Here is a 21513-nt window from a genome sequence, read left to right as displayed (position 1 = left end):
CGCCCGCGCGTCACGGCACCAGCACCGCCGCCCCGTCGAACCGGCCCGCCGCCAGGTCGCCCAGGGCCCGGTCGGCGTGGTCGAGCGGGTAGCGGTGGGTGGACACCGCGAGCCGGTGGTGTCGGGCGAGGTCGAGGAATTCCCTGGCCTGGACTCGCGTATTGGAGGTCACGCTGCGCAGCTGACGTTCCCGGAAGAGGTGGCGCTGATAGTTCATCGCGGGGATGTCGCTGAGATGGATTCCGGCGATCGCGAGGGTGCCGCCGCTGTCGAGCGCCTCCAGAGCGGGCAGCACCAGCTCGCCGACCGGAGCGAACAGGATCGCCGAATCCAGCGGCTCGGGCGGTGGATCGGCCGGTCCGCGCGCCGACTCCGCACCGAGGGCGAGGGCGAGTTCCGCCGCTGCCCGGCCCCGGGTCATCACGTGCACCCGGGCGCCACGGGCGATCGCGACCTGCGCGGTGAGGTGGGCGCTGCCACCGAATCCGTAGATACCCAGCACCCCACCGTCGGGGACCTCGGCGCGGACCAGCGCGTGATATCCGATGATCCCGGCGCACAGCAGCGGCGCCAGCTCCTCGTCGCCGTACCCGGCCGGCAGCGGCAACGCGAAATCAGCAGGGACCGTGGTGAATTCGGCGTAGCCACCGTCGGCGTCCCAGCCCGTGTACCGCGACTGCCCGCACAGATTCTCCGCGCCGCGCAGGCAGTAGCGGCACACCCCGCAGGTGTGGCGCAGCCACGGCACCCCGACCCGGTCACCGACGGCGACACCGTCGCACCCGTCCGGCACCGACACCACCTCGGCCACCACTTCGTGCCCCGGCGTCACCCGCCGGCGACGCACCGGCAGATCCCCTTCGACCACATGCAGGTCGGTCCGGCACACCCCGCACGCGAGCACCCGCACCAGCAACTCCCCCGGCCCCGGCACCGGGACGGGTTCCGCCGCCATCGCGATCGGCCCGGTCCCGACCGGGCCCGGTCGCCCGACTCGCCATATCCGCATCGCCGGCTCCGATGATCGTGTCGTGCCCCACCGCCCATGGTAGGAGCACGACGGCTCACCCCTCGGCGCGCATCAGCAGATCCTCGACCGGCCGCCGTGACGTCGCGACCAGCGGCTCGTCGCTGGTCGGCGCCCAGCCGACGCGAACGAAGGCCTGCGGACAGCGGGTGCCGTCGAGCATCGTCGCCCCGGAGATGTCGAGCGGATCGGTGAGCGGGCAGTTCGCCAGTCCGATATTGGTGGCGGTCAGCAGCACCGCGCTCAACGCTTCGCCCGCCCGCAACCGCGACATCCGGTCGTCGGACGAGGTGCTCAGCACCAGCAGGCGCGCGTGGTCCGGCCTCGGCACGGGAGCGGCCACCGGCCGCAGGACCGCGCCCAGCGCCAGCGCCCGCTCACTCAGCAATCCGAGATGACCGGCCGGAACCGGCCGGGCGGCATACCGGCGACGATCCGTCCTGCGCCGACGGATCGCCGCGCTCATGGCGATCTCCTGCTCGGTCGGCCGATGACTCACCAGCGTCACCGCCGCGAGATGATCCGGGTCCGCGGGATCGGGCAGCCGATGGATCACACTCGCCCACCCGGCCGCCGCGAACGCCGTCGCCAGGTGATGCAGCGCCGCACCACAGCCGAGCACCACATCACGCCCGCCGGGACCGCCCACCGGCAGCACCCGATCCGGATCGAGATACAAGTGCACACGCCGCCCCGCGAGACGCCAACGCCACGGCTGGTCGTTGTGCACCGACGGCGCCCGCCCGGCAAGCGCCAGCACCGCCCGGACAGTGCCGCCATCAGGCAAATCCCGGTCCATGATGTCCGCCCTCCATCGACGCCACCACCCACCCTGACACCGCGGCCCCACCACCGAGAAGAGCACGAGGACCCCTCCTGAAAGGACTTCAGCCGCCCGTCGACCCGGTACCCGGTCGGCGAACGCGGCATCGTCGACCCTCCGCCACCGTGAGCCGATACCGACCAGTTCGCGAATCATGTTCCAGCACAAAACTTTTCAGCCCATTCTGGAGGATCGTGTTCGGCGGAAAACGTGATCGCAGCGACCGCCGGACTGCCACACTCGAAGCGCGGCGCGATGCGATTCCCGTGCCGCACTCTCGGACCGACGACGAACGGACACACGATGACTGCTCCTCAACTCGCTCCCACCGTCAAGAAGGTCGACCTGAGCGATCTCGACCTCGTGCAGCAGATCGCCGCAGGCAACCATCAGGGGATCGCCTACGCCGTCGGGCACACCCGCGACCGGACCGGTGTGGTCATCCGGCTGGCCGACGGTGAGTTCGCGCTCAACCGCAAGGGCATCAAGGTGCTGGTCACCAACGACGACGGTGACGTCATCGACAAGTGGCCGCTGACGCTCGAGATCCAGGGGAAGAAGTTCACGCTGACGCCGAAGATCACCGAGGAGGGCCACAAGCTCAAGCTCACCGTCACCCACGTGAACGGCAAGGCGGCCCCCGCTCCGCGGCCCGCCGGTTCCGGCGCCGGTCAGCCGGTGGTGCTGCGCAGCCCCGAGGGCGACAACGACATCCGCGTGCTCATCGAGACCACCGGTTTCACCGTCGGCGCGATCTTCGGCGCCCTGCTCGGCACCATCGCGGCGTTCCCCACCTTCGGCGCCGCCGGCCCGGCCACCATCGGCGGCGGATTCGTGGCGGGCGGAGTCGCCGGAACGGCCATCGGCGCCATCATCGCCGACGGCCTGCTGCCCTCCTGAGTCCCGTTCCACGGGGCACCCCGCAGCGGGTGCCCCGTGGACGGCCGCTACCGGCTGGGCGGACTCGTCTTGGTGACGGTCTTACGCGGAGCCTCCGACATCGGCGGTTTGGTATGGGTAGCCGTCCGCTTCCCGGAAGGCGACGCTGTCTGCTTCCCCGACGGTGCCCGGGTGACAGTGATGGTCTTGGTCCGCGGCGACGGCTCCTGCGCCACCTCCCCACACGCACCCGCCCCGGCGTCACGCGCGCATTCCTGCGCCACCCCACCGGCGCTCACGACAACCGCACCCATCCCGATCCCGATCACAGCGACACTGCCCGCGACAATCCTCGTCCACATCAGCGCACCCTTTCGGCCAGGCGATCCGGACCCCGAACCCTACGCACCCGCACCACCCGCCCGACCGATCCGCGCTCGTCCAGGCGAGTCGCACGGACCCTGCCGCACTACACGGGGCGGCGCGGGATCACGATGCGGGCCTGGTCGCTGTGGCAGTACATCATCACGGTTTCGCCGGTGTCGGCGTCGGAGTTGTACGCGCACGTCCACGGGGAGATCGCGGCCCGTCCCTCGGTGGTGAACGTCCGGACGATCCGCAGCGCTTGCGCGCAGTCCACCGGTCCCGAATGTGTGCGCACGGTCATCGGCGCGTGCCCGAGTGGTGACGGCACCTCCCCGCAGACCTCGCCGAAGCCGAGCACACTCGTCGCGGGGCAGAGGTGTTCGACGGCGAGCCATTGGAAGTCACGGAACATCTTCAGGCCGTCGGCGATCCGCTGAGGATCCTGTTCCCGCAACATCCGCGCCGAGTTCTCGAAGTCCGTCCGGATCTGCCGGGCGGTCTCGGATTGCCCGGGATCGTCGTTCCATCCCTCCAGGACCTTCTCGATGGTCTGGATTTCGCCGTCGACGAAGCGCCGGGGATCGGCCTGGGCGGCAGCCGCCTGTTCGTCGATGTCGGCGAGATAGGCGTCGGCCGTGTCGTCGCCGATCGAACCGCACACCATGCGGCCACTGGCACGCAGCAGATGCGGCGTGGTGGCCACCGACTGCTCGTCCTGCCACATCATCCCGAGCTTTCCCAGAACCGAGGCGTCGTAGCCGCAGACCGCCGCGGCGAAGCGCGCGTCGCCACCCGCCGGGACGGCCGTGTACAACTGCTCGACGAGCTCGGCCCGGACGCCCTCCGGCGAGGTGTCGATCCCCAGCGGCGAGTCCGTCAGGGTTTCGAACGTGTCGACCATCGCCCGCGCCTGCTCCGCCACGCTGGTGCGGGTTCCGGTTCGCGGGTCGGTGAACGGCGCGTTCATCATCGCGTCGACCACCTCCTCGATCGTCGAATTCGCCCCGCGCGCATCGACACACTTCGCCCCGGCCGCGATGCCGGGGCCGTCACCGACGAGATCGATCCCGGAGCACGAGACGAGCAGAGTCATCAGCAGCGGCGCGAGACACCCGGTGGCTGTTCGGATCGACATACTCGAAGTCTCGCGCGCATCGACGGTTTCGTCTGTCGAGCGTTCGGCCGACATGCGACCTGTGCGCGAGTGTGGCCTCGCCGCCGATTCCGCTCAGAGGTCGTTGGGATCGACCAGGCCGTCCTGGATCGCCCGGGCGACCAGGGCCGCCTTGGTCGACGCGGGTCGCCCGACATGGGCGTATTTGGTGCGGATCCGTTCCAGATGCGTGTTGACGGTGCCCGGACTGATGAACAGTCGCTGTCCGACAAGGGCTTTGGACTCGGTCTGGAACCACGCGAGCAGCACTTCGCGTTCACGCGGGGACAACACCGGCCTGCTGGGCCGCCGATCCTGCGTCATCGCCTGCGCCATGGTGGGACTGAGATAGGGACGATCGGCGCACGCGGCGTGCAGCGCGGCCACCAGATGGTCCTGCCCTTCGAGTTTCGACAGGTAGGTGACGGCACCGAGGTCCAGGCAGTCCAGCACGATGTCGCCGCGGGTGTGCTGGGAGAAGATCACCACCCGGAAGCCTTTCCCGACCAGCGCCGCGGCCGCGGAGAGGTCGGCGGTCTGCTCGCCGAACTGGAGGTCGAGGACGACGGCCGAGACCGTGCCGGGACCGACGGCGGGGTCGGCGAGGAACTGCGTGGGATCGGTGTAGTTGCCGAGCAACCGGATCGGTGGGTTCGCGGTGGCGCACCAGCCGGCGATGCCGGCGTGCACGACGGCGTGATCGTCGACGACCGCCACGGTCACGGGCTCGTTGGCGCTGTCGGTCACACCGTCACCTCGATCACGCGCAGTCCTTCGCTCGGGCGGCGTCGACCTGCCGGTTCAGGTCAACGCGACTGTCGCCCATACCGATTCACCGGCGGACACCACCGTGCCGTCCGGCGCGACACTCTCGGCGGCGCGGCGCACTGCGCCGTCACAGTCGCAGGTGATACTCAGGGTCGGCTGTGCGGGTGCGGCGGTGACCACGATTCTGGCGTGGGTACGAGCTCCTGCGAGCAAGATTATCGGCACGGTCAGCACTCTGGTGCGTTCTGCGGGATCGAGCTCGGGAATCGGGCCCGCGACAAGCATCTGCACTGCCACACCGCGTGATTCGGCGGTCGCCACGGGCGGTGCGAGTTCGTCGAGGAGGAGATTGCCGCGGGGTTCGTCGGTGCCGAACAGACGGCGCAGCCGCACCGATTCCAGCAGGCAGTGCGCCCGTGTCGTCGGGTCGCTCGCGGTCTCGGGGTGCTCGGCGAGGCGCCGCAGCAGCGGCAGCAGACCGGCCGAGAAGCGCTGGTATCGCTCGCGGCGATCCTGCTGCACAGCGTCGTTGGCCCCGGTGCGGATCCGCAGGTCGGTGAGTTCGGCGCTGATCTGCCCGGTCCGGGCGACAGCGAAGCGCAAGAAGTCGCTGAACCCGATGGCGACGGCCTGGATGACGGTCACGCTGATCACGGTGTACAGCAGGGACGAGGACCAGATGCCCGTGCCCGCCGCGGTCGTCACCAGGCCCGCGCCCCACAGAACCGCGAGCAGGACGAATCCTCGCCGGCTGCCGCGGGTCACCGACAGCGCCGCCAACTGCCAGCCCAACGCGGCGACCGCCCAATTCCTGCTCGTCGACAGATCGGCGGTGTCCAGCAACAACCCCTGCAGGGATCCGAGTGCGACGACGGCGATCGCGGTACTCCACCACACCGGCTCGGGCAATCCGAACCGGATGTCGGCGAACGCCAGCAGCGTGGCCGTCATGGCCCCGGCGATGATCGCGGCCTGCCCCACCGGGTGCGCGGCGGCGAGTGCGGTGTGGCTCTGCAAGGCGGTGACCAGGACCGCGATGAGGACCAGCCCGTAGCCGTACCCGCGGAGCAACCGCAGAGCGAGGTCGGCATCGGCTCTGACCGGTGCCGCCGTCCGGGTACCCCAGCGGATGTCGATGGTCGTGCCGGACCCAGGCCGGGAACTCACCTCGACCTCGGCACCGACTCGCATGAGCCGCCGGCGGATCGAATGACGCACGCCGTAGCGCCCGGTCAGGACCGCCGGATCATCGACGTCGAAGCCGATGCCGTCGTCGCGCACTCGCACGTGACCGTCACCGAGTTCGACGACGACGCTGTCGGCCGCGGCGTGCCGGTCGACATTGGTCAGCGCCTCCCCCACCGCGGCGACGACGGCCTGCTGCACCTCGGGGTCCGGCGGCGCGGTCACGCGGCCGGTGACAAGGACCGGTGTCACCACCCATTTCGCTTGGTGGCGCAGTTGCCCCGCGAGATCGCCGCCGCTGATCAGGCCGGTGCCCCGTTCGACGGCGCGCAGGTCACGACGCAGCTGGTCGGTGAGCCGGTCGGGGCCGATGACCGCACCCTGACCGAGCATCGCCAGCGTGGAGGCCGCCGTATCGTGCAGTGTCGCCCACTGTTCGGCCTCGGCGGCGGTGCGGGCCTCGGCCACTTCGGTCTCGACTCTGGCGGCGGCCAGTTCACCGACCGCGTTGTCGGTCAACGCCGCCGCGCGCAGCACCAGCACCCGCAACGCGCCGGTGGCGGCCCACTCCACGATCAGGAAATCGAGGCTGAAGATCGTCCACGGACTCTCGACACCGGGCACGAACGAGGCGCCGATCGCCCACGCGCCCATGACCACGATCGTCGCCGCCGCCGACCAGCGCGGCGGCCGTGCCATCGCCAACGACACCACCGCCGTACCGGCCACCGCCAGCATCGGGCCTGCCGCGTGGGTGAATTCGGTTCCGTCGACGAGCCAGGGCGTACACAACAGATAGACCGCGACGACGCCCAGTTCCCACACCGGACGCCACCGCCCACGCCACCATCCGGCCAGCGCCCACAGCAGCAGCGCCACGTGCACGCCCGTACCGGCGATCCGCGTGTGCTGGGTGAGGTAGACGACCGCGACCGATATCTCGATGCCCCACAGGATCGTCGCCGCGATCCGGTCGATCCGGGCCCGAACCGTGGCCACCGTCAGCGGTTCGGTGATGGTCATGATCGACATTGTCCGCACCGGCACACTGTTTGTCCGCCGGACCGACCTCGGGCTCAGGACGACCCCGCCGACCCCGTCCCCACTCCGGCGCCCGGCGTCGACGGCGCGGAACCCTGACGCGGGACCGACCCGGTCAGCGCCGCGCCGGAAACGGTCACCGTCCGTTTGCCCTGCTCGAATCCCCGGCACGACCAGTTGATCACGTAATTGCCCGCGGGCACGTCCACGAAACCCACCGAGGCGGTGCTGCGTGCGGGCACGCGGGTCGCGGGGGTGCGGAAGGAGACCGGCCCGGCCGCGTAGGCCTCGCAGGTGGTGATGTCGTTGTCGTTGTTGACGAAGGTGAAGGTCAGGCTGTTGGTGCCCGTCGCCGTCTGCAACGGGACCGCGGCCTGCGCGGCGGGTGCGGTCAGCAGCGGGATGCCCAGGGCGCCCGCGGTGATGATCGAGGTCCATATCGTCGTTCGCATGGAATCATCCTGTGCGGATTCGGTGCGCCGGTATATCCGCCGGTCGACCGACAGCATCGTTCCGTCGTTCGACAGATACCGCGCCGCGCGGTGACACCCGAGCATGGGGTCATGAGTATGTGGCAGGAACGGTTCGCGGCAGCCGCGGTCGTCGCCTTCGCAGTCGTCTCGGCCGCCGGCTGCGCGGCGGAGCGAACGCCCGATCCCCTCGATGATCTCGGCGCGAGCTCGGCTCCCGACGGTGTGCCCCCACTGGATCGAGTGGTGGCCGACCGGATCAATGCCGATCTGATGGCCGGTTCGCCGTCCTCGATCCTGCTGCCGGAAGGTGTCGTCGCACCGCCGGAGACCCTCTCGGCCCTGGCAGCTTCGGCGCCGTGGGAGTTCGACCTGGCCGGAGTCCGGTATCTCGGAGCCGATTCCGCCGCGGTCGTCATCCACACGTCCGGACCCGACACCGCGTCCTGGCTGATGGTGTTGGTTCTCCGGGACGGTTCCTGGCAGCTCGCGACCAGTCATCCGGTGCCGCGGTGATGCCCAGAACGCTGACCGCGGTGCTCGCACTGGCGATCCTGCTCGGGTCGGCGGTGCACGCGCCCCCGACCGTGTTCGCGGCACCGGAGTGCGACAGCTCGGACCAGTCCGACCAGATCGCCCGGCTGCGCGAGGACCGGCATCCGCTGGTCTTCGTGCACGGCTGGCTCGGGAACGACGACGAATGGCCGGTCACCGCGAAGATGATCGAAGAACGGGTGCCGGACACCTTCGACCTGATGTCGTTCGACTACTCCGCGGCCGATTCCGAGTGGGCGGCCTCGCCCCGGATCGCGGGCTGTCTGGCGCAGTACCTGCGTCGCGTATCCCGTGCGCACCAGGACATCGGCGGGGCGGGGAAGATCTTCGTGGTCGGCCATTCGATGGGCGGCTTGGCCGCCCGGTTCGCCTCGAGCGCGGACTACGGTGGCTCTCCCGCCGCGGGTTCGGTGCTGGCCGGAATCGTCACGATCGCCACGCCACATCTCGGCTCCGCGTGGGGCGGCTCCGCGGCCGCCGCGATATGGCAGTCCGGAGACGAGCTCCTCGCCGGACGACTTCCCGCACTCGTGCGGAACCCGCGATCACACGCGGCGCGCTGTCTGGCACGCCACGACGGGGAGCGCCGGCTCCCCGAGGGCTGTGCGTACCCGCCGTATGCACCCCAGCGCGTTCCGGTGAGCCAGATCGCGGGAAACACTGTGCTGCACCGGACTCTGCTCGGCGAACCGTTGCACGATGTCGACATCCGCGGCGACGGACAGGTCGGGGTCTACTCGGCGATCGGGTATCTGCCCGGCTCCGGCCCGCCCGGTGAGCAGGCGCCGGCCCCGAACGGATCGGTGCGCACCATCACCTGCCGGCACGACACCGAGGTGGCACCGGATCACCTGCGGGGCGGCGGCCTGACCAAGGAACTGGCACTTCGTGCCATCGCTCAGGCGGTCCGCGTGAACGACGCGCTGATGGATTTCGGCAGCGAATCCGATGAACTGTGGCCGGCGCGGGCCGCGACACTGCTGAGCGTCGCCACGCTGCTTCCGTGCGGACACAATCCACTCGTGTACCACCCCGGCGCGATGGACGCGCTGGCCGACGCGTTGCGCGCCCAGGTCGACCTGCTGGAGAAGGCACCGAAGATCGTCACGCTGCGACCGTTCGCCGCCGACGGCAGGATCGGCCCGGAATGGTCGGTCGACCGGCGCGAGACCGGACCGGTCGACTGCGGAACCAGTCGTGCGTCGGCGGTGTCGGTCGAGGACGGCATCTACCATTGCGCGCCGGACGCGTCCGGGGCGAACGCTTGCGTGGTCGCCGGCTACGAGGTGACCTGCCTGGGTGACCCTTTCGCCGCCACGGTGGTGCGCGGACGGTCGGCGGGCGCGCCACCGCGGGGCGTTGTCGCTCCGGCCGAACCGGTGCCGGTCGCCGTCGTCCTCGACGACGGCACGCGGTGCCGAATCCGGGTCGGTGGTTCCTGGCCGATTCGTGCCGCCACTCCGGCTCTCGCCGGCCACTATTTCTGCCCGGGTGGCCCCGCTTTCCGGGCGATCTGGAGCCGCGGGCCGGGACCCGGATACCGGGAGACGGCCGAGGGGTGGCTGGTCGAAGTAGGCGGTACCGCAGGGGATCTGGAAACCCGCCGCATCGTGGAGGCCTATTTCGTCGGCTTGCGCTGACCCCCCGTCAATCGATCGACATTCCACCATCGGAAGGAAAACGCATGCGCGCCGAAGAAGTCCGCCGAACAGGTCACCGCGCGGGGGTGCTCGCGGTCGGCTCCCTGCTGCTCGCGGCCGCCTCACTGCTGGCCTGGCTGGTCTGCACGATCGCCGCGTGGCTCAGCTCCGGTTCCGATCTCTATCGCCCCTCGAAGAACCATTCCCGTTTCACCGGCTGGGCCGATGCCGCATCGAACTGGGCGACAGTGCTTTTCGTCGCCGGCATCGCCCTCTACATCGTCCGCATCGCGGCACGCCACGTCGCATCCCACCTCGCCGAAACCGAAGCCGCCCACGCCGAAGAACTCCGTGACCGAGACCGCCGGATACAGCGCCGACAGGAGCTCGACCGGCGGCTCGACGACCGCGTGTCCTCCGCGCTGACCGCCTTCGAACGCCTGCCCACCCACCTGCGCGATGCCGAGGCCGCGCTGGATCGGGCAGGCATCGACTACGACGAGGATGCCTACGCCCCCTTCTGGGACGAGATCGAGACCGCCACCCGCTGCCTCGCCGAATTCGGCAACGACGTCGACAGGATCCGGCGTCTCGCCGCCGACTACCAGGAATTGTCCCGGGAGCGCGGAGACCTCGTGGCACCGTTCCCGTTCGGCTCCCACAGTTTCCGCGCACTCCCGGTCTACACCCACCTCACCGAGCGCCTGACCACCTCCGTACGCACGGCCCAGCGGAACTTCCACTACGCCACCATCTTCGAACAGCGCAAGACCAACCGACTGCTCGTCGTCGGCTTCCACTCGCTCGCCTCGGCCATAGACACGATGTCCACACAACTCGACCGACGCCTGACCGACCTCGACACCACCATCCAGACCATGTCGGAAAGCCTCCGGACAGAACTGTCCGGCATCCACCACACGGCCACCTCCACCGGCCTCGAACGCACCAGTGCCGACCGAGAACTCCTCCGGCGCCACGACACCGTCGTCTCCATGCTCGACAACATCCAACGCGGCCACCGCCCCTTGCTGTAGACGCCTGCACCCAGCTGGGCATCCGAGCTCAGCCGGGCCGAATCACAGCCCGAGCAGCCGAGATTCGGAGGGATCGGGTGTCCTTGGTCGGCGTCTCAATGGAAGTATTGGACCAGGCAGAACTCGTGCTCCTCGGGATCGCGCATGACCAGGACAATTCCTTCGTCGTAGTCGTGTCGTTCGCCGGACCAGCGGCCGCCCGAGTCCTCCACCTGACGGCGACCGGTTTCGATGTCGTCGACTTCGATGTCGAGGTGGATGCGGACCTTCCCGATCTTGGGCTCGGCCACTCGTTGGAAGGTCAAGCGCGGTCTGTCGTCGAACCGCGAGCCGACCGTCGCCCATCCTGGATCATCGCCATGCTCGGCCGTCGCGGGAATGCCCAGGATCGCGCTCCAAAACGATGCCAGTCGCGTCGGGTTCGCACAGTCGATCGTGATCCCAACCCATCGATTTGCCATACCTACCAGCATCACCGAAACGGTTTCTCGGTGTTCTGGTCAAGCCGGAACCGGTGCGGGAGTTCGGCAGGACTGCTCGGTTCAGCATCGCGTACTGATACGAGGTTCAGTCCAGGTCTCGCCGCGCGAATCCGACTACCCCGGCCACCGCGAGCACCACCCCGACAGCGAGCACCGAGAGCGGCGCGATGATGTCCACGGGCACACCCGGCAGGCGCGGAACATGGTCGAACACCGACGAATTCATTACCGCGGCCGACAGTTTCATCGACGGCCCCAGCACCGACACCACCGCCGAACCGGCCAGGACGACCCACGGCAACCACCCCAGTCGCGGCATCAGACCGACGACCGCCATCGTCACACCGGCGAAGAACACCACGGCGGGCAGTTGCGCGAGCGAGGCAAGCAGCAGGCGGAGTACCTGACCCGGATCCTGGCTCCTGAGCCCGTGGCTGACGCCCAGTCCCGCCCCGACGGCCACCAGCAACGCGCCACCGATCGTCACCGAGATGGTGATGTGGCTGGCGGCCAGCCGCCATTTCCGCACCGTGCCGGACAGGAGCAGATCGGCGCGCCCGGCGAGTTCTTCGGTGCGCAACGCCGAGACATGGGCGATGACAGCGCCTCCCGCGGCCACCGTCAGCAACAGCACCGACATCGCCAGGAATCCGTCCAGGACATTCACATTGAATCCCGCCAGCAGGTTCAACATGCCTTGCGTGCCCGCGGCCACCTCGCCGACATCGCGGGCCGCGGCACCGAATCCGAGGCCGAGCCCGGCCGCGCTCGCCGCCCAGATCACGGTGGTGGCGCGTGCGTTGCGGATGATCAGTCCCGGGATCGTCCGGGTGAACCGACCCGCGGTGGCCGCGCCGGGCGCCGGACGCAGCAGCCCCGCGTCGTAGTCGCGCATGCGTTCGAGCGCCAGCGCACCCGCCAGCGCGGCCACCGCCACCCCGGCACAGACGAGCACCGGCCACCATCGGGTCTGGCCGAACGGGTGCACGGCCTGCGCCGCACCCAGCGGTGAGACAAGCCGCATCACCTCGGCATCGGCGACGTCACCCCAGGCGCGCACCACATAGGCCATCGCCAGTGCGCCACAGGCGATTCCATACGCGCCTCTGGCATGCTCGGTCACCTGCCCGGCCGCCAGGGCCAGTGCCGCGAACACGATGCCGATGGCCGCCGTCGCGACCCCGAACGCGATCGCACCGGAACCACCCGCGCCCGCGGCCGCGAGCGCCGCGGCCACACCGAGACCGAGCAGCACGTCGGCGCCGGCCGCGAGCACCATCACCGAGACGGAGTTGGCGTGCACGCCGAAGCGTCCCGCCCGCAGCAGTTCGAGCCGTCCCGCGGCTTCCTGCGCCCGGGTATTACGGATCACGACGACGATATTGATCAACGCGACCGCGATCGTGAGATACCAGCCCACCTCGAAGACCGCGATCCCGCCGGTGGTGGTGAGACCGACGCCGGGTCCCTGCAATGCCTTCTGCGAGGTCAGATCCGCCGCGATCGAGGCATAGGCGGTGCGCTCCCGCGCGGTCGGATACAGCGCGCCGATCCCGCGGACACCGGCATACATGCACGCGATCACGGCCAGGATCGCCGCGGCAAGGCCGCGGTGGTTGAGGCGGATTCCCAGCTTCAGCGCGGTCGCGATCCCGGTCATCGGCGCACCCCACCGGTCGCCGCGGTGGCGTAGTGGCGCATGAAGAGCTCTTCGAGCTCCACGGCGTCGCCGCCGGCCAGCGATCGCAGACGCGTGAGACTCACCGATTCGACCGTGGCGCCGGAGCGGACGATCGTCACGCGTTCGCAGAGCTTGTCGACCTCGGACAGGATGTGGCTCGACAGCAGCACCGTCCGGCCGCGGCCGGTGGCCTCGCGCACGGACTCGGTGAATCGGCGTTCCATCAGTGGGTCCAGGCCGCTGGTGGGTTCGTCGAGGACGAGCAGTTCCACGTCGGCGGCGAAGGCGGCGACGAGCGCGACCTTCTGCCGATTGCCCTTGGAGTAGGTGGAGCATTTGCGGTTCGGATCGAGCTCGAACCGTTCGATCAGTTCGCGGCGCCGAACCGGATCGACGCCACCGCGGAGTCCGGTCAGCACGTCGATCACCTCGCCGCCGGTGAGCGCGGGCCACAGGTTCACATCGCCGGGCACATAGGCCAGCCGCGCGTGGATGTCCATGGCGTCGCGGTGGGGGTCGCGACCGAACACGCGCACGTCACCGCTGTCGTGGCGCAGCAATCCGAGCAGCGTCCGGATGGTCGTGGTCTTTCCCGCCCCGTTCGGGCCGAGGAACCCGTGCACTTCTCCGGGCCCGACCCGCAGGTTCACGCCGCGCAGCGCCACGGTCTTTCCGTAGCGTTTCACCAGCGACTCGACCTCGATGATCAGCGACATCACATCCTCCTCGTTCGTTCTCGAAGCGAGTGTGTGTCGCGGAACCCGTTGCGTGCTTGTATGAATCGCGCATCCGCGGGAACAGCTCAGCGAACCGCAACAGGCAAGAATTAGGTTAACCTAACTACGTGACCGGTGAATGGATCGGCGACTGGCACCTCGGGCCCGGTCGGCTCGTGGTGGCCGGGCGCTTCGGCTCGACGCAACCGCACCACCATCCCGCGGTGCAGGTGACCGTGGCGCTGACGGGCGAGTTCGTGGCCTCCGACGGCCGCGACAGCCGGACCTGCCGGGCGGTGCTGATCCCGAGCGGTGTGCGCCACGCGCTCGCGCCCGCCGCCGACACCACCCGCGCGCTCTCGATCTACCTGCACCCCGCCACCGGATGCCCGCCGACTGACCGGCCTCGCGGGCGAAGGCCCCGCAGGCTGGAGCGCCGCTGCCGAAGCCGCCGCCCGGTTTCGATGACGACCTGTCGCTGGAGGCCATGACCGAATCCGTCCTGACCGCGCTGCGCGGCCGCACCCCCGCACCCGAGGCGATCCCGCCCAAGCTCCGGCACGCCTTCGATCTACTCGGCGCCGTGCTCCCCAACAAGCTGTATCTGCGCGACCTCGCCGCCGCGGTCGCACTCTCACAGAGCAGCCTGAGCAGGCTGTTCGCCGCCGAAACGGGTGCCGGTTTCCCCGCCACCCGGGTCTGCCGGGAGATGACCGGCGTCGCGCCCAGCGAGCTCGTCCGCCACCGGCACCTATGTGCCGACCTGGGATGATCGGACGTGTGACCCCGACCTCAGCACCGGTGCGGCTAGCGTGTGAGGTAACGACGACGACGAAGGAGTCCGCGGGTGGCTGTCCTGGACGCGAAGCTGAGCGACATCTACGACGAGGTGTTGCGCCGCAACCCCGGTGAGACCGAGTTCCACCAGGCGGTGCGCGAGGTCCTCGACAGTCTCGCCCCCGTGGTCGCCAAGCACCCGCACTACGCCGACGCGGCCGTCATCCGCCGGTTGTGCGAACCGGAACGCCAGATCATCTTCCGGGTGCCGTGGGTCGACGACTCCGGCGCCGTGCAGCTCAATCGCGGTTTCCGGGTGGAGTTCAACTCCGCGCTCGGCCCGTACAAGGGCGGGCTGCGTTTCCATCCCTCGGTGTATCTGGGCATCGTGAAGTTCCTGGGCTTCGAGCAGATCTTCAAGAATTCGCTGACCGGCCTGCCCATCGGTGGCGGTAAGGGCGGGTCGGATTTCGATCCGAAGGGCCGCTCGGAGGGTGAGGTGATGCGGTTCTGTCAGGCGTTCATGACCGAGCTCTACCGCCATCTCGGCGAACACACCGACGTACCGGCGGGAGACACCGGCGTGGGTGGCCGCGAGATCGGCTACCTGTTCGGCCAGTACAAGCGCATCACCAACCGCTACGAGTCGGGCGTGCTCACCGGCAAGGGGCTGACCTGGGGTGGTTCGCAGGTGCGCCGGGAGGCCACCGGCTACGGCGTGGTCTTCTTCGTCGCGGAGATCCTGGGCGCGGCGGGCCGATCGCTGGAGGGGCAGCGGGTGGTGGTGTCGGGCTCGGGCAATGTCGCCATCTACGCGATCGAGAAGGTCCACGAGCTCGGCGGGACCGTGGTGGCGTGCTCGGATTCGAGCGGTTACGTCGTCGACGAGCAGGGCATCGACCTGGAACTGCTCAAGGAGATCAAAGAGGTCCAGCGCGGCCGGATCGCCGACTACGCCGCCGCCCGCCCCGCTCTCGCGCGTTTCGTGCCGGGCGGTTCACTGTGGGAGGTGCCCTGCGATATCGCGCTGCCGTGCGCGACCCAGAACGAACTCGACGGTGCCGCCGCGGGCAAGCTCATCGCCAACGGCTGCCACATCGTCGCCGAGGGTGCCAATATGCCGTGCACCCCGGAGGCGGTGCGGCTCTTCGGTGAGGCGGGCGTGATCTTCGCGCCCGGCAAGGCCGCCAACGCGGGCGGCGTGGCGACCAGTGCGCTGGAGATGCAGCAGAACGCCTCCCGCGATTCGTGGAGCTTCGAACACACCGAGGAGCGGCTGGCCGAGATCATGCGCGGCATCCACGACCGCTGCCTGGCCACCGCCGACGAATACGGCGTGCCGGGCAACTATGTGGCCGGTGCCAATATCGGCGGTTTCATCCAAGTGGCGGACGCGATGCTGGCGCTCGGCGTCATCTGAGCACGGCGGCTCCTAGTCCGGCTGATCCGAGGCGGGCGGGGTGTGCGCGGTGAGCAGGACGTGATCGAGCCGGGTCCGCAGCTTCGCCTCGTCGCCGGAGATCCGTGGCAGCTCGGCGACCACCCGCTCGGCGATGGTCCGCAGCTTCACGTTGGTCTCCTGCGAACGCCAGCGCAGCACCCGGAAAGCCTGGTCGGCGTTGACCCCGTAGGCCAGCATCAACGCCCCTTTGGCCTGCTCGATCAGGACCCTAGCCTCCACCAGCGCGGGCAGTACGTCGTCGATCACCGCACGGCGGTACTCGTCCACCGTCTCGGTGACGTCGACGTAGTAGCCCTCGGTGCCGATCACCGACCCGTCGTCGTCGACCATCAGATCCGAGACGACGAGCACCTCGTGCACCTGACCGGCGGTGTCCACGATCCGGTGCCTGCTGGAGAAGGCATTGCCGTCCTCGACCGAGGTGATCGTCGCCTCGACCCGGTCGCGGTCGTCGGGATGTTTGTGCGACAACAGCAGCTCGGTGGTGGGCACGGTCCCCGGTGGATACCCGTGCATCGCCGCCACCTCGTCGGACCACTCCCACTCCCGCGACCCGAACCGGTACCGGAACCGCCCGACAGCACGCGGGTCGCCCACCCCGACCACTTTCTCGACGAGTGCGCGCTCGGTGTCGGAGGTCTCCGATCGATCGGTCATACCCGAGACTAGCCCGCGGACGACCTCGTCTGCCCACCGTCGCTGCGGCTCCGCGGCGGGATGACATGGCCGTGCACGACCTGATCCCACCACGACTGCAGCGGGCTGGGGTCGGGCCACGACACGATCGGATCGTCGTCGGAGGAGGCCGGCGAGTGTTCGGACTGCTGTGACATACGGTTCTCGATTGCTCCGGAAGTCCGGCCCACGGCGGCCGGCCTCAGCGACGGGTGATCGGGACGGATCGCAACCGTTGTCGTCGCCGGGGCCGCGGGCGCGCCATCCCGTGCCGCACGATGATCTCGCGCGGACGCCGCAGGCCGGTGCCGGTCGCGGCCACGGCCCCGTCGAGTTCGGAATGGACCGCGAGGAACTCGGTGAGGCCGGCGACCTCGACGACCCGGCCGACCGTTCCATAGGGTTTCGCGTCGACCACGCTGATCACCACGCGCCGTCGGTGGGCGTGTCTGGCGAGCTCAGCCAGCGCGAGAACCGCACGCAGCGACAGGAATTCGACGCCGGTGAGGTCGACGATCAGGTGACGGCCGTTCTCGGGTCCGCGCGCGCCGATCGCCGCGACGAGCAGGCGGCGGAACCGGGCCAGGGTGTAGGCGTCGATCGGTCCGTGCACCTGCAACACGGCGATACCGCCGCAGTAGGTGGTGCGGGCGTGCACGCGCAGCGACGCGTCGGCGATGTCGACGGCGACGACATCCGGCAGACGACGTGGATGGCGGGTGGTGGTGTACATCGAGTACTCGTTTCCTCGGTACCGGCAGACCAGCTACCGCCCGACCACTGCTGTAAGCCTCAACAACCGCCGGTCACCCATTCCATCACACTCTCGGCGATCGCGCCGCCACTGTGACCAATCCGCCACCATATCCGCTGGTCAGAACCATGTTTTCGCACAATTGCGGATCACCGGCCCGCGTCTCCGCGGGGTAGCCGACCCGCTGCACCGGTCGCCACCGACGCAGTCACCGGCGATGATCGGGACTGCCTGCGGGGCAAGCCGATCGGCTACGCTGGACAGTGATTTCCAGGGAGGATCTCCATGCCCATCCGCTTCCGCCAGCGCAAGTCCCTCGGTCCGTTGACATTCAATTTCACCCAGTCGGGCCTGACCTCATGGGGCATCAAGATCGGCCCGTGGAGCTGGAACTCCCGCACCAGGAAGAACGCCGTCGATCTCCCCGGCCCCCTGAGCTGGCGCCAGCGCTGACGGGGTGACCGGACCGCCGGGCGTCCGACCGCCCATTCCGCGGCCCACACGCTGAGCATGTCACCGGCACACCGCGACCAGGCAGGCGGCTCGAGTACGCCGTCCCGAACCTGTTCCGGTGGATGCGATCACGGTCAGACACCCTCGGTGAGGGTTCGGTAGTCGGTGATGCGGTGGCCGGTGCGCCAGGGGCGAGCAGCGCCCGAGGTGTACCAGCGCCACCACATCGACGGGTGGCGGGCCACGATCGGGAGGATCGGGAGCGGGTCGAAGTAGTTCATGCGCTGGATGGCCTTGCCGTCGCGCAGAATCATGCGGTCGATGTTCGGCCATTCGATCCGGTGGCGGCCGATGTGCGCGAACAGACGGAATTCGATGAAGACGATGTCGTCGTCGCCGCGCCATCGGTCGATCTCGGCGCGGAGGTCGGGGAGCAGGCGCCAGATCTGGGCGAACTCCCGTTGCGCCGCGACGATTCCGTACATGGGCGGCGAAAGCGGCTGTGTCAGAACAACGTCGGAGTGCAGGATCTCGGGTATCCGGGCTACCGACGGCCTGTCCCAGAATCCGCTGAGCCCGACCGGATTGTCGGTGCCCTGCTCTAGCGTCACGGCCGTGACCGACACCATCGCCCTGGCGGGCATCACCATCGACAGCAACGACCCTGGCGCGCTCGCCGAATTCTGGAAGTCCGCGCTGGGGTACGTCACCCTGGCCGATGACGACGGCTACGTGATGATCGCGCCACCCGGTGTCGGCTTCGGGGAGGGTCGTTACCTCGCTTTCCAGCAGGTACCCGAGCACAAGATCACCAAGAACCGCGTGCACTTCGATGTCCAGACGACGGCCCGAGCCGAAGAGGTCGCCCGGCTGACGTCATTGGGAGCCGTTGCCATCGGCGAGCATTCACTGCCGGGATTCGCCTGGACGGTCCTCCAGGATCCGCAGGGCAACGAGTTCTGCGTGGTCGCGCCGACCAGCTGACTCCGACCACTATTTCGAAACGATTAGTTTCGTAACTGGTACCCTTCGTTCGCGGCGCGTCGAATCGGCGCGCGACAGCGGAAGCACGGAACGAGGAGGACCTGTTCATGAAGCAAGGAATGACAGTGGGTGTCGCGGTGGCCGGTGGCGCGTTCGCCGTGCTGGTCACGGTGGCGGCACCGCATGTCGCGGCGCAGGAGGTCGTCCCCGGGATCGACTGCACGGGATTCAGCTGCACCAACAGCACCGACGACCCCTATCGTGTCGATGCCGTGGTGATGTGCACCGAGGGGGCGAGTTCCGAAGGCCACGTGTGGATTCCGGCGCGACAGTCCACCACGGTCGCGATCCGGTGCCCTTCGGTCACGAAACTCGGGACACCGGAGCCGCCGCGCTGGGAACTGCAGTCCGACGGCACCTACGGCTACACGTATCCCGGCCCGCCGGCTCCGGAAATCGTGCAGACGTTCGCGATGTCGGTCAGCTATCGGGGGGCGGAAGTCGACCACACGCCGCCCCCGACGCTGTCCTCGGGTTCCTGAACCCGGGCGCTTGCTGTCGAAACCGCCGGTTTCCTATGCTGCGCCCATGGCGACGGCGAAACACGCGGGCGGGCGACCTCGGGAGGCGCGGGTGGACACCTCGATCGCCGCGGCGGTGCGCGCGGTGATCGGGGAACGCGGCTACGGCGGGTTGACCGTCGACGCTGTCGCGCTTGCCGCGGGGGTCAGCAAGGCGACGATCTATCGCCGCTACTCCACCAAGCAGGAGATGACCTTCGCGGTGCTGCTGCACGACCTGCAGGAAGAACCTCCCGCCGACACCGGGACCCTGCCCGGCGACGTGACCGCGCTCACCGAGCAGATCGCCGCCCAGGTGGTCGGCCCCGGCGCCGACACCCTCAGCGGCCTGCTCGCCGACATCCGCGCCGACCCCGAACTCCGCACCCGGTTCGCACAGACTTTCCTCACCGTCGAACGCACCATCATCGGCACTGTGCTCGACCGGGCGGTGACCCGCGGCGAACTCACCGCGCGTCCCGACCCCGCGCTCGTGCAGGCCCTGGTTCTCGGCCCGCTCTACGCCTGGCTGGTCGTCCTCGACGAGGGACCCACGCACACCGCCGATCTCGTCCGGGTCGTCGCGGCCGTGACGGCGAACGCCCTCACCGCGGGCCTGTTGCCCACCGGCACCTGGGCAACGCCACGCTGATCGGAACGCCTGCCCGGCAAGGGAATCCACTGCCGGGTGCCAAGTCCATCGCGCGCGGCCGCGAGCAGGCGAACCGCCACGTCAGCATGCCTTCGCCCTGGCCGTCAGGGTGATGAGCACCCCAGGGATTCCGTGCGCAGCCAACCACTCCAGGCCCATAGTTGTCATGCTCTACACCTTGGAGGTAGTTCTATATTCTCGACGGACCGCACCGACGCGAAGGAACACCTCTCCAATGCGTGGGCGCGGGGGCCAAGCTCGACACTACGGCGAAGACGAACGGTTCGGTGATGCTGCCCGCGTTCGGCTACGACTACGTTCGCGGCATCCTGGCCGGAACCCTCGCCGCCCAGCAGGCGGGTCCAGACGTGCGCACACTCGACATCGGCTATTTCGCCGGCGGCCCGATGCACCGGGGCCTCAGCCACGGCACCTTGCGCAACGGGCTCACCCTGCCGGTGCCGCGCTGGCAGGGCAGGGCGCTGGTGCAAGTCACGCGCCGCCGCCGGACGCGCACTGGTCGAACTCGCCACCAAACCCATGGTCGGCGCACCCGGCGGACCCGATGTCGCCGAGCGCGCCCGCACCCGCGGCCAGGTGGTGGCCGTCGCACGCTCGGCGACGGCGTCGACGCATGTCACCCTCGACGGCCCCAACGCCTACACCCTGACCGGTGAACTCATCGCCTGGGCCGCGCACCGGCTGCTCACCGAGCGACCGAAGGCGACCGGAGTCGTCGGCCCCGTCGAAGCGTTCGGATTCACCGAACTCGCCGAGGGCTGCACCGAACTCGGCCTGGCCCCGGTCTGAGCCCGACACCGTCGCGGTGATCAGCCGCCGGGCTGGTTGTGCACGACGACGAGCACCTGCGCCTTCGCCCGGCCGCGGGCCCGGATGCGGTGTGCCACCGCCGAATCGAAGTAGGCGCTGTCGCCCTGCTCCATCGTGGTGACCTGGTCGCCGTAGTGCAGGTCGATCGAACCTGCCAGCACATAGACCAGTTCCTGGCCGGGATGCTCGGAGTGGTCCAGGTCGGCGTCGCTTCGGCGCGGGTCGAGGACGAACGGTTCCATGCTCTTGCCCAGCATCTGCGCGGCGAGGACACGCAGATGCTCGGGTTCGTCACCGTCTCGCGGCGCTCGATCCAGGACGAAGTTCTGCGATTCGGAGTCGGCGGCGAAGAGCTGACCGACCTCCACCTCCAGCGCGGCGGCGACCTTGATCGCGACCGCGATGGAGGGGGTGCTGCGTCCGCGTTCGACCTTGGACAGGTAGCTCTTGGTCAGGCCGGTGCGCGCGGCGAGGTCGTCGAGGGTCAGGCCGCGCTGCTTGCGCACTGCACGAACCAATGACGCCACGGCTACCTCCGGCCA

General features: G+C 69.2%; 24 protein-coding genes and 1 pseudogene. 12 read left to right on the top strand and 13 right to left on the bottom strand.

The features are described from left to right. Window positions 1-10: 10 nt before the first annotated feature. Window positions 11-1009: a zinc-binding alcohol dehydrogenase family protein gene (locus tag ACWEMY_RS12065; protein WP_452390020.1), complete on the bottom strand. Its 999-nt coding sequence runs from the start codon at window positions 1007-1009 to the stop codon at window positions 11-13. 55 nt (window positions 1010-1064) lie between these two features. Beyond that, on the bottom strand, window positions 1065-1826 hold the full coding sequence (locus ACWEMY_RS12060; RefSeq protein WP_452390019.1) for an Acg family FMN-binding oxidoreductase: 762 nt from the start codon (window positions 1824-1826) through the stop codon (window positions 1065-1067). A gap of 327 nt (window positions 1827-2153) precedes the next feature. Between ACWEMY_RS12060 and ACWEMY_RS12055 the strand changes: the two genes are divergently transcribed. After that, window positions 2154-2750, top strand: coding sequence for a hypothetical protein (locus ACWEMY_RS12055; protein WP_452390018.1), 597 nt, complete (start codon window positions 2154-2156; stop codon window positions 2748-2750). Between the two features lie 448 nt (window positions 2751-3198). Here the strand turns inward: ACWEMY_RS12055 and ACWEMY_RS12050 are convergent, their stop codons facing one another. The 4 genes from ACWEMY_RS12050 to ACWEMY_RS12035 all read right to left on the bottom strand — a co-directional run bounded on the left by ACWEMY_RS12050 (window position 3199) and on the right by ACWEMY_RS12035 (window position 7694). After that, the gene (locus ACWEMY_RS12050; protein ID WP_452390017.1) at window positions 3199-4230 is read right to left on the bottom strand and encodes a hypothetical protein; all 1032 of its coding nucleotides are present in this window, start codon (window positions 4228-4230) and stop codon (window positions 3199-3201) included. 93 nt (window positions 4231-4323) lie between these two features. Beyond that, window positions 4324-4995, bottom strand: coding sequence for a LuxR C-terminal-related transcriptional regulator (locus ACWEMY_RS12045; protein WP_452390016.1), 672 nt, complete (start codon window positions 4993-4995; stop codon window positions 4324-4326). Window positions 4996-5049: 54 nt separating this feature from the next. Further along, window positions 5050-7224 carry a sensor histidine kinase gene (locus tag ACWEMY_RS12040; RefSeq protein ID WP_452390015.1) on the bottom strand — a complete coding sequence of 725 codons (2175 nt, stop codon included), beginning with the start codon at window positions 7222-7224 and terminating at the stop codon, window positions 5050-5052. A 53-nt stretch (window positions 7225-7277) separates the two neighbouring features. After that, window positions 7278-7694: a hypothetical protein gene (locus ACWEMY_RS12035; RefSeq protein WP_452390014.1), complete on the bottom strand. Its 417-nt coding sequence runs from the start codon at window positions 7692-7694 to the stop codon at window positions 7278-7280. Window positions 7695-7805: 111 nt separating this feature from the next. Between ACWEMY_RS12035 and ACWEMY_RS12030 the strand changes: the two genes are divergently transcribed. From ACWEMY_RS12030 to ACWEMY_RS12020, 3 genes are read left to right on the top strand one after another with little or no spacing between them, the layout of a single operon-like run. Next, window positions 7806-8228, top strand: coding sequence for a hypothetical protein (locus ACWEMY_RS12030; RefSeq protein WP_452390013.1), 423 nt, complete (start codon window positions 7806-7808; stop codon window positions 8226-8228). Further along, window positions 8228-9907 carry an esterase/lipase family protein gene (locus ACWEMY_RS12025; RefSeq protein WP_452390012.1) on the top strand — a complete coding sequence of 560 codons (1680 nt, stop codon included), beginning with the start codon at window positions 8228-8230 and terminating at the stop codon, window positions 9905-9907. The genes ACWEMY_RS12030 and ACWEMY_RS12025 overlap by 1 nt, the downstream gene beginning before the upstream one ends. Window positions 9908-9951: 44 nt before the next feature. After that, on the top strand, window positions 9952-10944 hold the full coding sequence (locus ACWEMY_RS12020; protein ID WP_452390011.1) for a hypothetical protein: 993 nt from the start codon (window positions 9952-9954) through the stop codon (window positions 10942-10944). A gap of 95 nt (window positions 10945-11039) precedes the next feature. Here ACWEMY_RS12020 and ACWEMY_RS12015 read toward each other — a convergent pair whose 3' ends face one another. The 3 genes and pseudogenes from ACWEMY_RS12015 to ACWEMY_RS12005 form a co-directional block, all read right to left on the bottom strand. Continuing rightward, window positions 11040-11417, bottom strand: coding sequence for a VOC family protein (locus ACWEMY_RS12015; RefSeq protein ID WP_452390010.1), 378 nt, complete (start codon window positions 11415-11417; stop codon window positions 11040-11042). A gap of 94 nt (window positions 11418-11511) precedes the next feature. Next, window positions 11512-13086 carry an ABC transporter permease gene (locus ACWEMY_RS12010; protein WP_452390009.1) on the bottom strand — a complete coding sequence of 525 codons (1575 nt, stop codon included), beginning with the start codon at window positions 13084-13086 and terminating at the stop codon, window positions 11512-11514. Between the two features lie 77 nt (window positions 13087-13163). Next, window positions 13164-13823 (bottom strand): annotated as a pseudogene (locus ACWEMY_RS12005) (ABC transporter ATP-binding protein); the annotation flags it as partial. A gap of 128 nt (window positions 13824-13951) precedes the next feature. On the opposite strand from ACWEMY_RS12005, the gene ACWEMY_RS12000 reads away from it, so the two are divergent. The 3 genes from ACWEMY_RS12000 to gdhA all read left to right on the top strand — a co-directional run bounded on the left by ACWEMY_RS12000 (window position 13952) and on the right by gdhA (window position 16020). Continuing rightward, window positions 13952-14314, top strand: coding sequence for a hypothetical protein (locus ACWEMY_RS12000; RefSeq protein WP_452390008.1), 363 nt, complete (start codon window positions 13952-13954; stop codon window positions 14312-14314). Beyond that, window positions 14311-14595 (top strand): hypothetical protein, encoded by a 285-nt coding sequence (locus ACWEMY_RS11995; protein ID WP_452390007.1) that lies wholly within the window; start codon window positions 14311-14313, stop codon window positions 14593-14595. Before ACWEMY_RS12000 ends, ACWEMY_RS11995 begins: the two co-directional genes overlap by 4 nt. 75 nt (window positions 14596-14670) lie before the next feature. Then, entirely contained in the window at window positions 14671-16020 is a 1350-nt protein-coding gene (gene gdhA / locus ACWEMY_RS11990; protein WP_452390006.1) for an NADP-specific glutamate dehydrogenase, read from the top strand. 12 nt (window positions 16021-16032) lie between these two features. On the opposite strand, the gene ACWEMY_RS11985 is transcribed toward gdhA, so the two are convergent. Then, window positions 16033-16719 carry an ANTAR domain-containing protein gene (locus ACWEMY_RS11985; RefSeq protein WP_452390005.1) on the bottom strand — a complete coding sequence of 229 codons (687 nt, stop codon included), beginning with the start codon at window positions 16717-16719 and terminating at the stop codon, window positions 16033-16035. 220 nt (window positions 16720-16939) lie between these two features. After that, window positions 16940-17470, bottom strand: a complete 531-nt coding sequence (locus tag ACWEMY_RS11980; protein WP_452390004.1) for an STAS domain-containing protein — start codon at window positions 17468-17470, stop codon at window positions 16940-16942. 306 nt (window positions 17471-17776) lie between these two features. On the opposite strand from ACWEMY_RS11980, the gene ACWEMY_RS11975 reads away from it, so the two are divergent. Further along, window positions 17777-17944 (top strand): DUF4236 domain-containing protein, encoded by a 168-nt coding sequence (locus ACWEMY_RS11975; protein ID WP_375926164.1) that lies wholly within the window; start codon window positions 17777-17779, stop codon window positions 17942-17944. Between the two features lie 134 nt (window positions 17945-18078). Here ACWEMY_RS11975 and ACWEMY_RS11970 read toward each other — a convergent pair whose 3' ends face one another. After that, the gene (locus ACWEMY_RS11970) at window positions 18079-18555 is read right to left on the bottom strand and encodes a nuclear transport factor 2 family protein (RefSeq protein WP_452390003.1); all 477 of its coding nucleotides are present in this window, start codon (window positions 18553-18555) and stop codon (window positions 18079-18081) included. A gap of 4 nt (window positions 18556-18559) precedes the next feature. Between ACWEMY_RS11970 and ACWEMY_RS11965 the strand changes: the two genes are divergently transcribed. From ACWEMY_RS11965 to ACWEMY_RS11950, 4 genes are all read left to right on the top strand, one after another. Further along, a complete protein-coding gene (locus ACWEMY_RS11965) occupies window positions 18560-18928 on the top strand; it encodes a VOC family protein (RefSeq protein WP_452390002.1) in 369 nt (122 codons plus the stop codon). A 107-nt stretch (window positions 18929-19035) separates the two neighbouring features. Next, window positions 19036-19470 carry a hypothetical protein gene (locus ACWEMY_RS11960; RefSeq protein ID WP_452390001.1) on the top strand — a complete coding sequence of 145 codons (435 nt, stop codon included), beginning with the start codon at window positions 19036-19038 and terminating at the stop codon, window positions 19468-19470. 46 nt (window positions 19471-19516) lie between these two features. After that, window positions 19517-20140, top strand: coding sequence for a TetR/AcrR family transcriptional regulator (locus ACWEMY_RS11955; protein WP_452390000.1), 624 nt, complete (start codon window positions 19517-19519; stop codon window positions 20138-20140). Window positions 20141-20680: 540 nt separating this feature from the next. Then, on the top strand, window positions 20681-20950 hold the full coding sequence (locus tag ACWEMY_RS11950; RefSeq protein WP_452389999.1) for a DUF5938 domain-containing protein: 270 nt from the start codon (window positions 20681-20683) through the stop codon (window positions 20948-20950). A 20-nt stretch (window positions 20951-20970) separates the two neighbouring features. On the opposite strand, the gene ACWEMY_RS11945 is transcribed toward ACWEMY_RS11950, so the two are convergent. Then, a complete protein-coding gene (locus ACWEMY_RS11945) occupies window positions 20971-21498 on the bottom strand; it encodes a helix-turn-helix domain-containing protein (RefSeq protein ID WP_452389998.1) in 528 nt (175 codons plus the stop codon). Between the last annotated feature and the right edge of the window lie 15 nt (window positions 21499-21513).

This window comes from Nocardia sp. NPDC004415 (genome assembly GCF_053602435.1).
The sequence above is the reverse complement of the archived record's forward strand: the minus strand, read 5'-3'. Positions and strand labels throughout refer to the sequence as shown.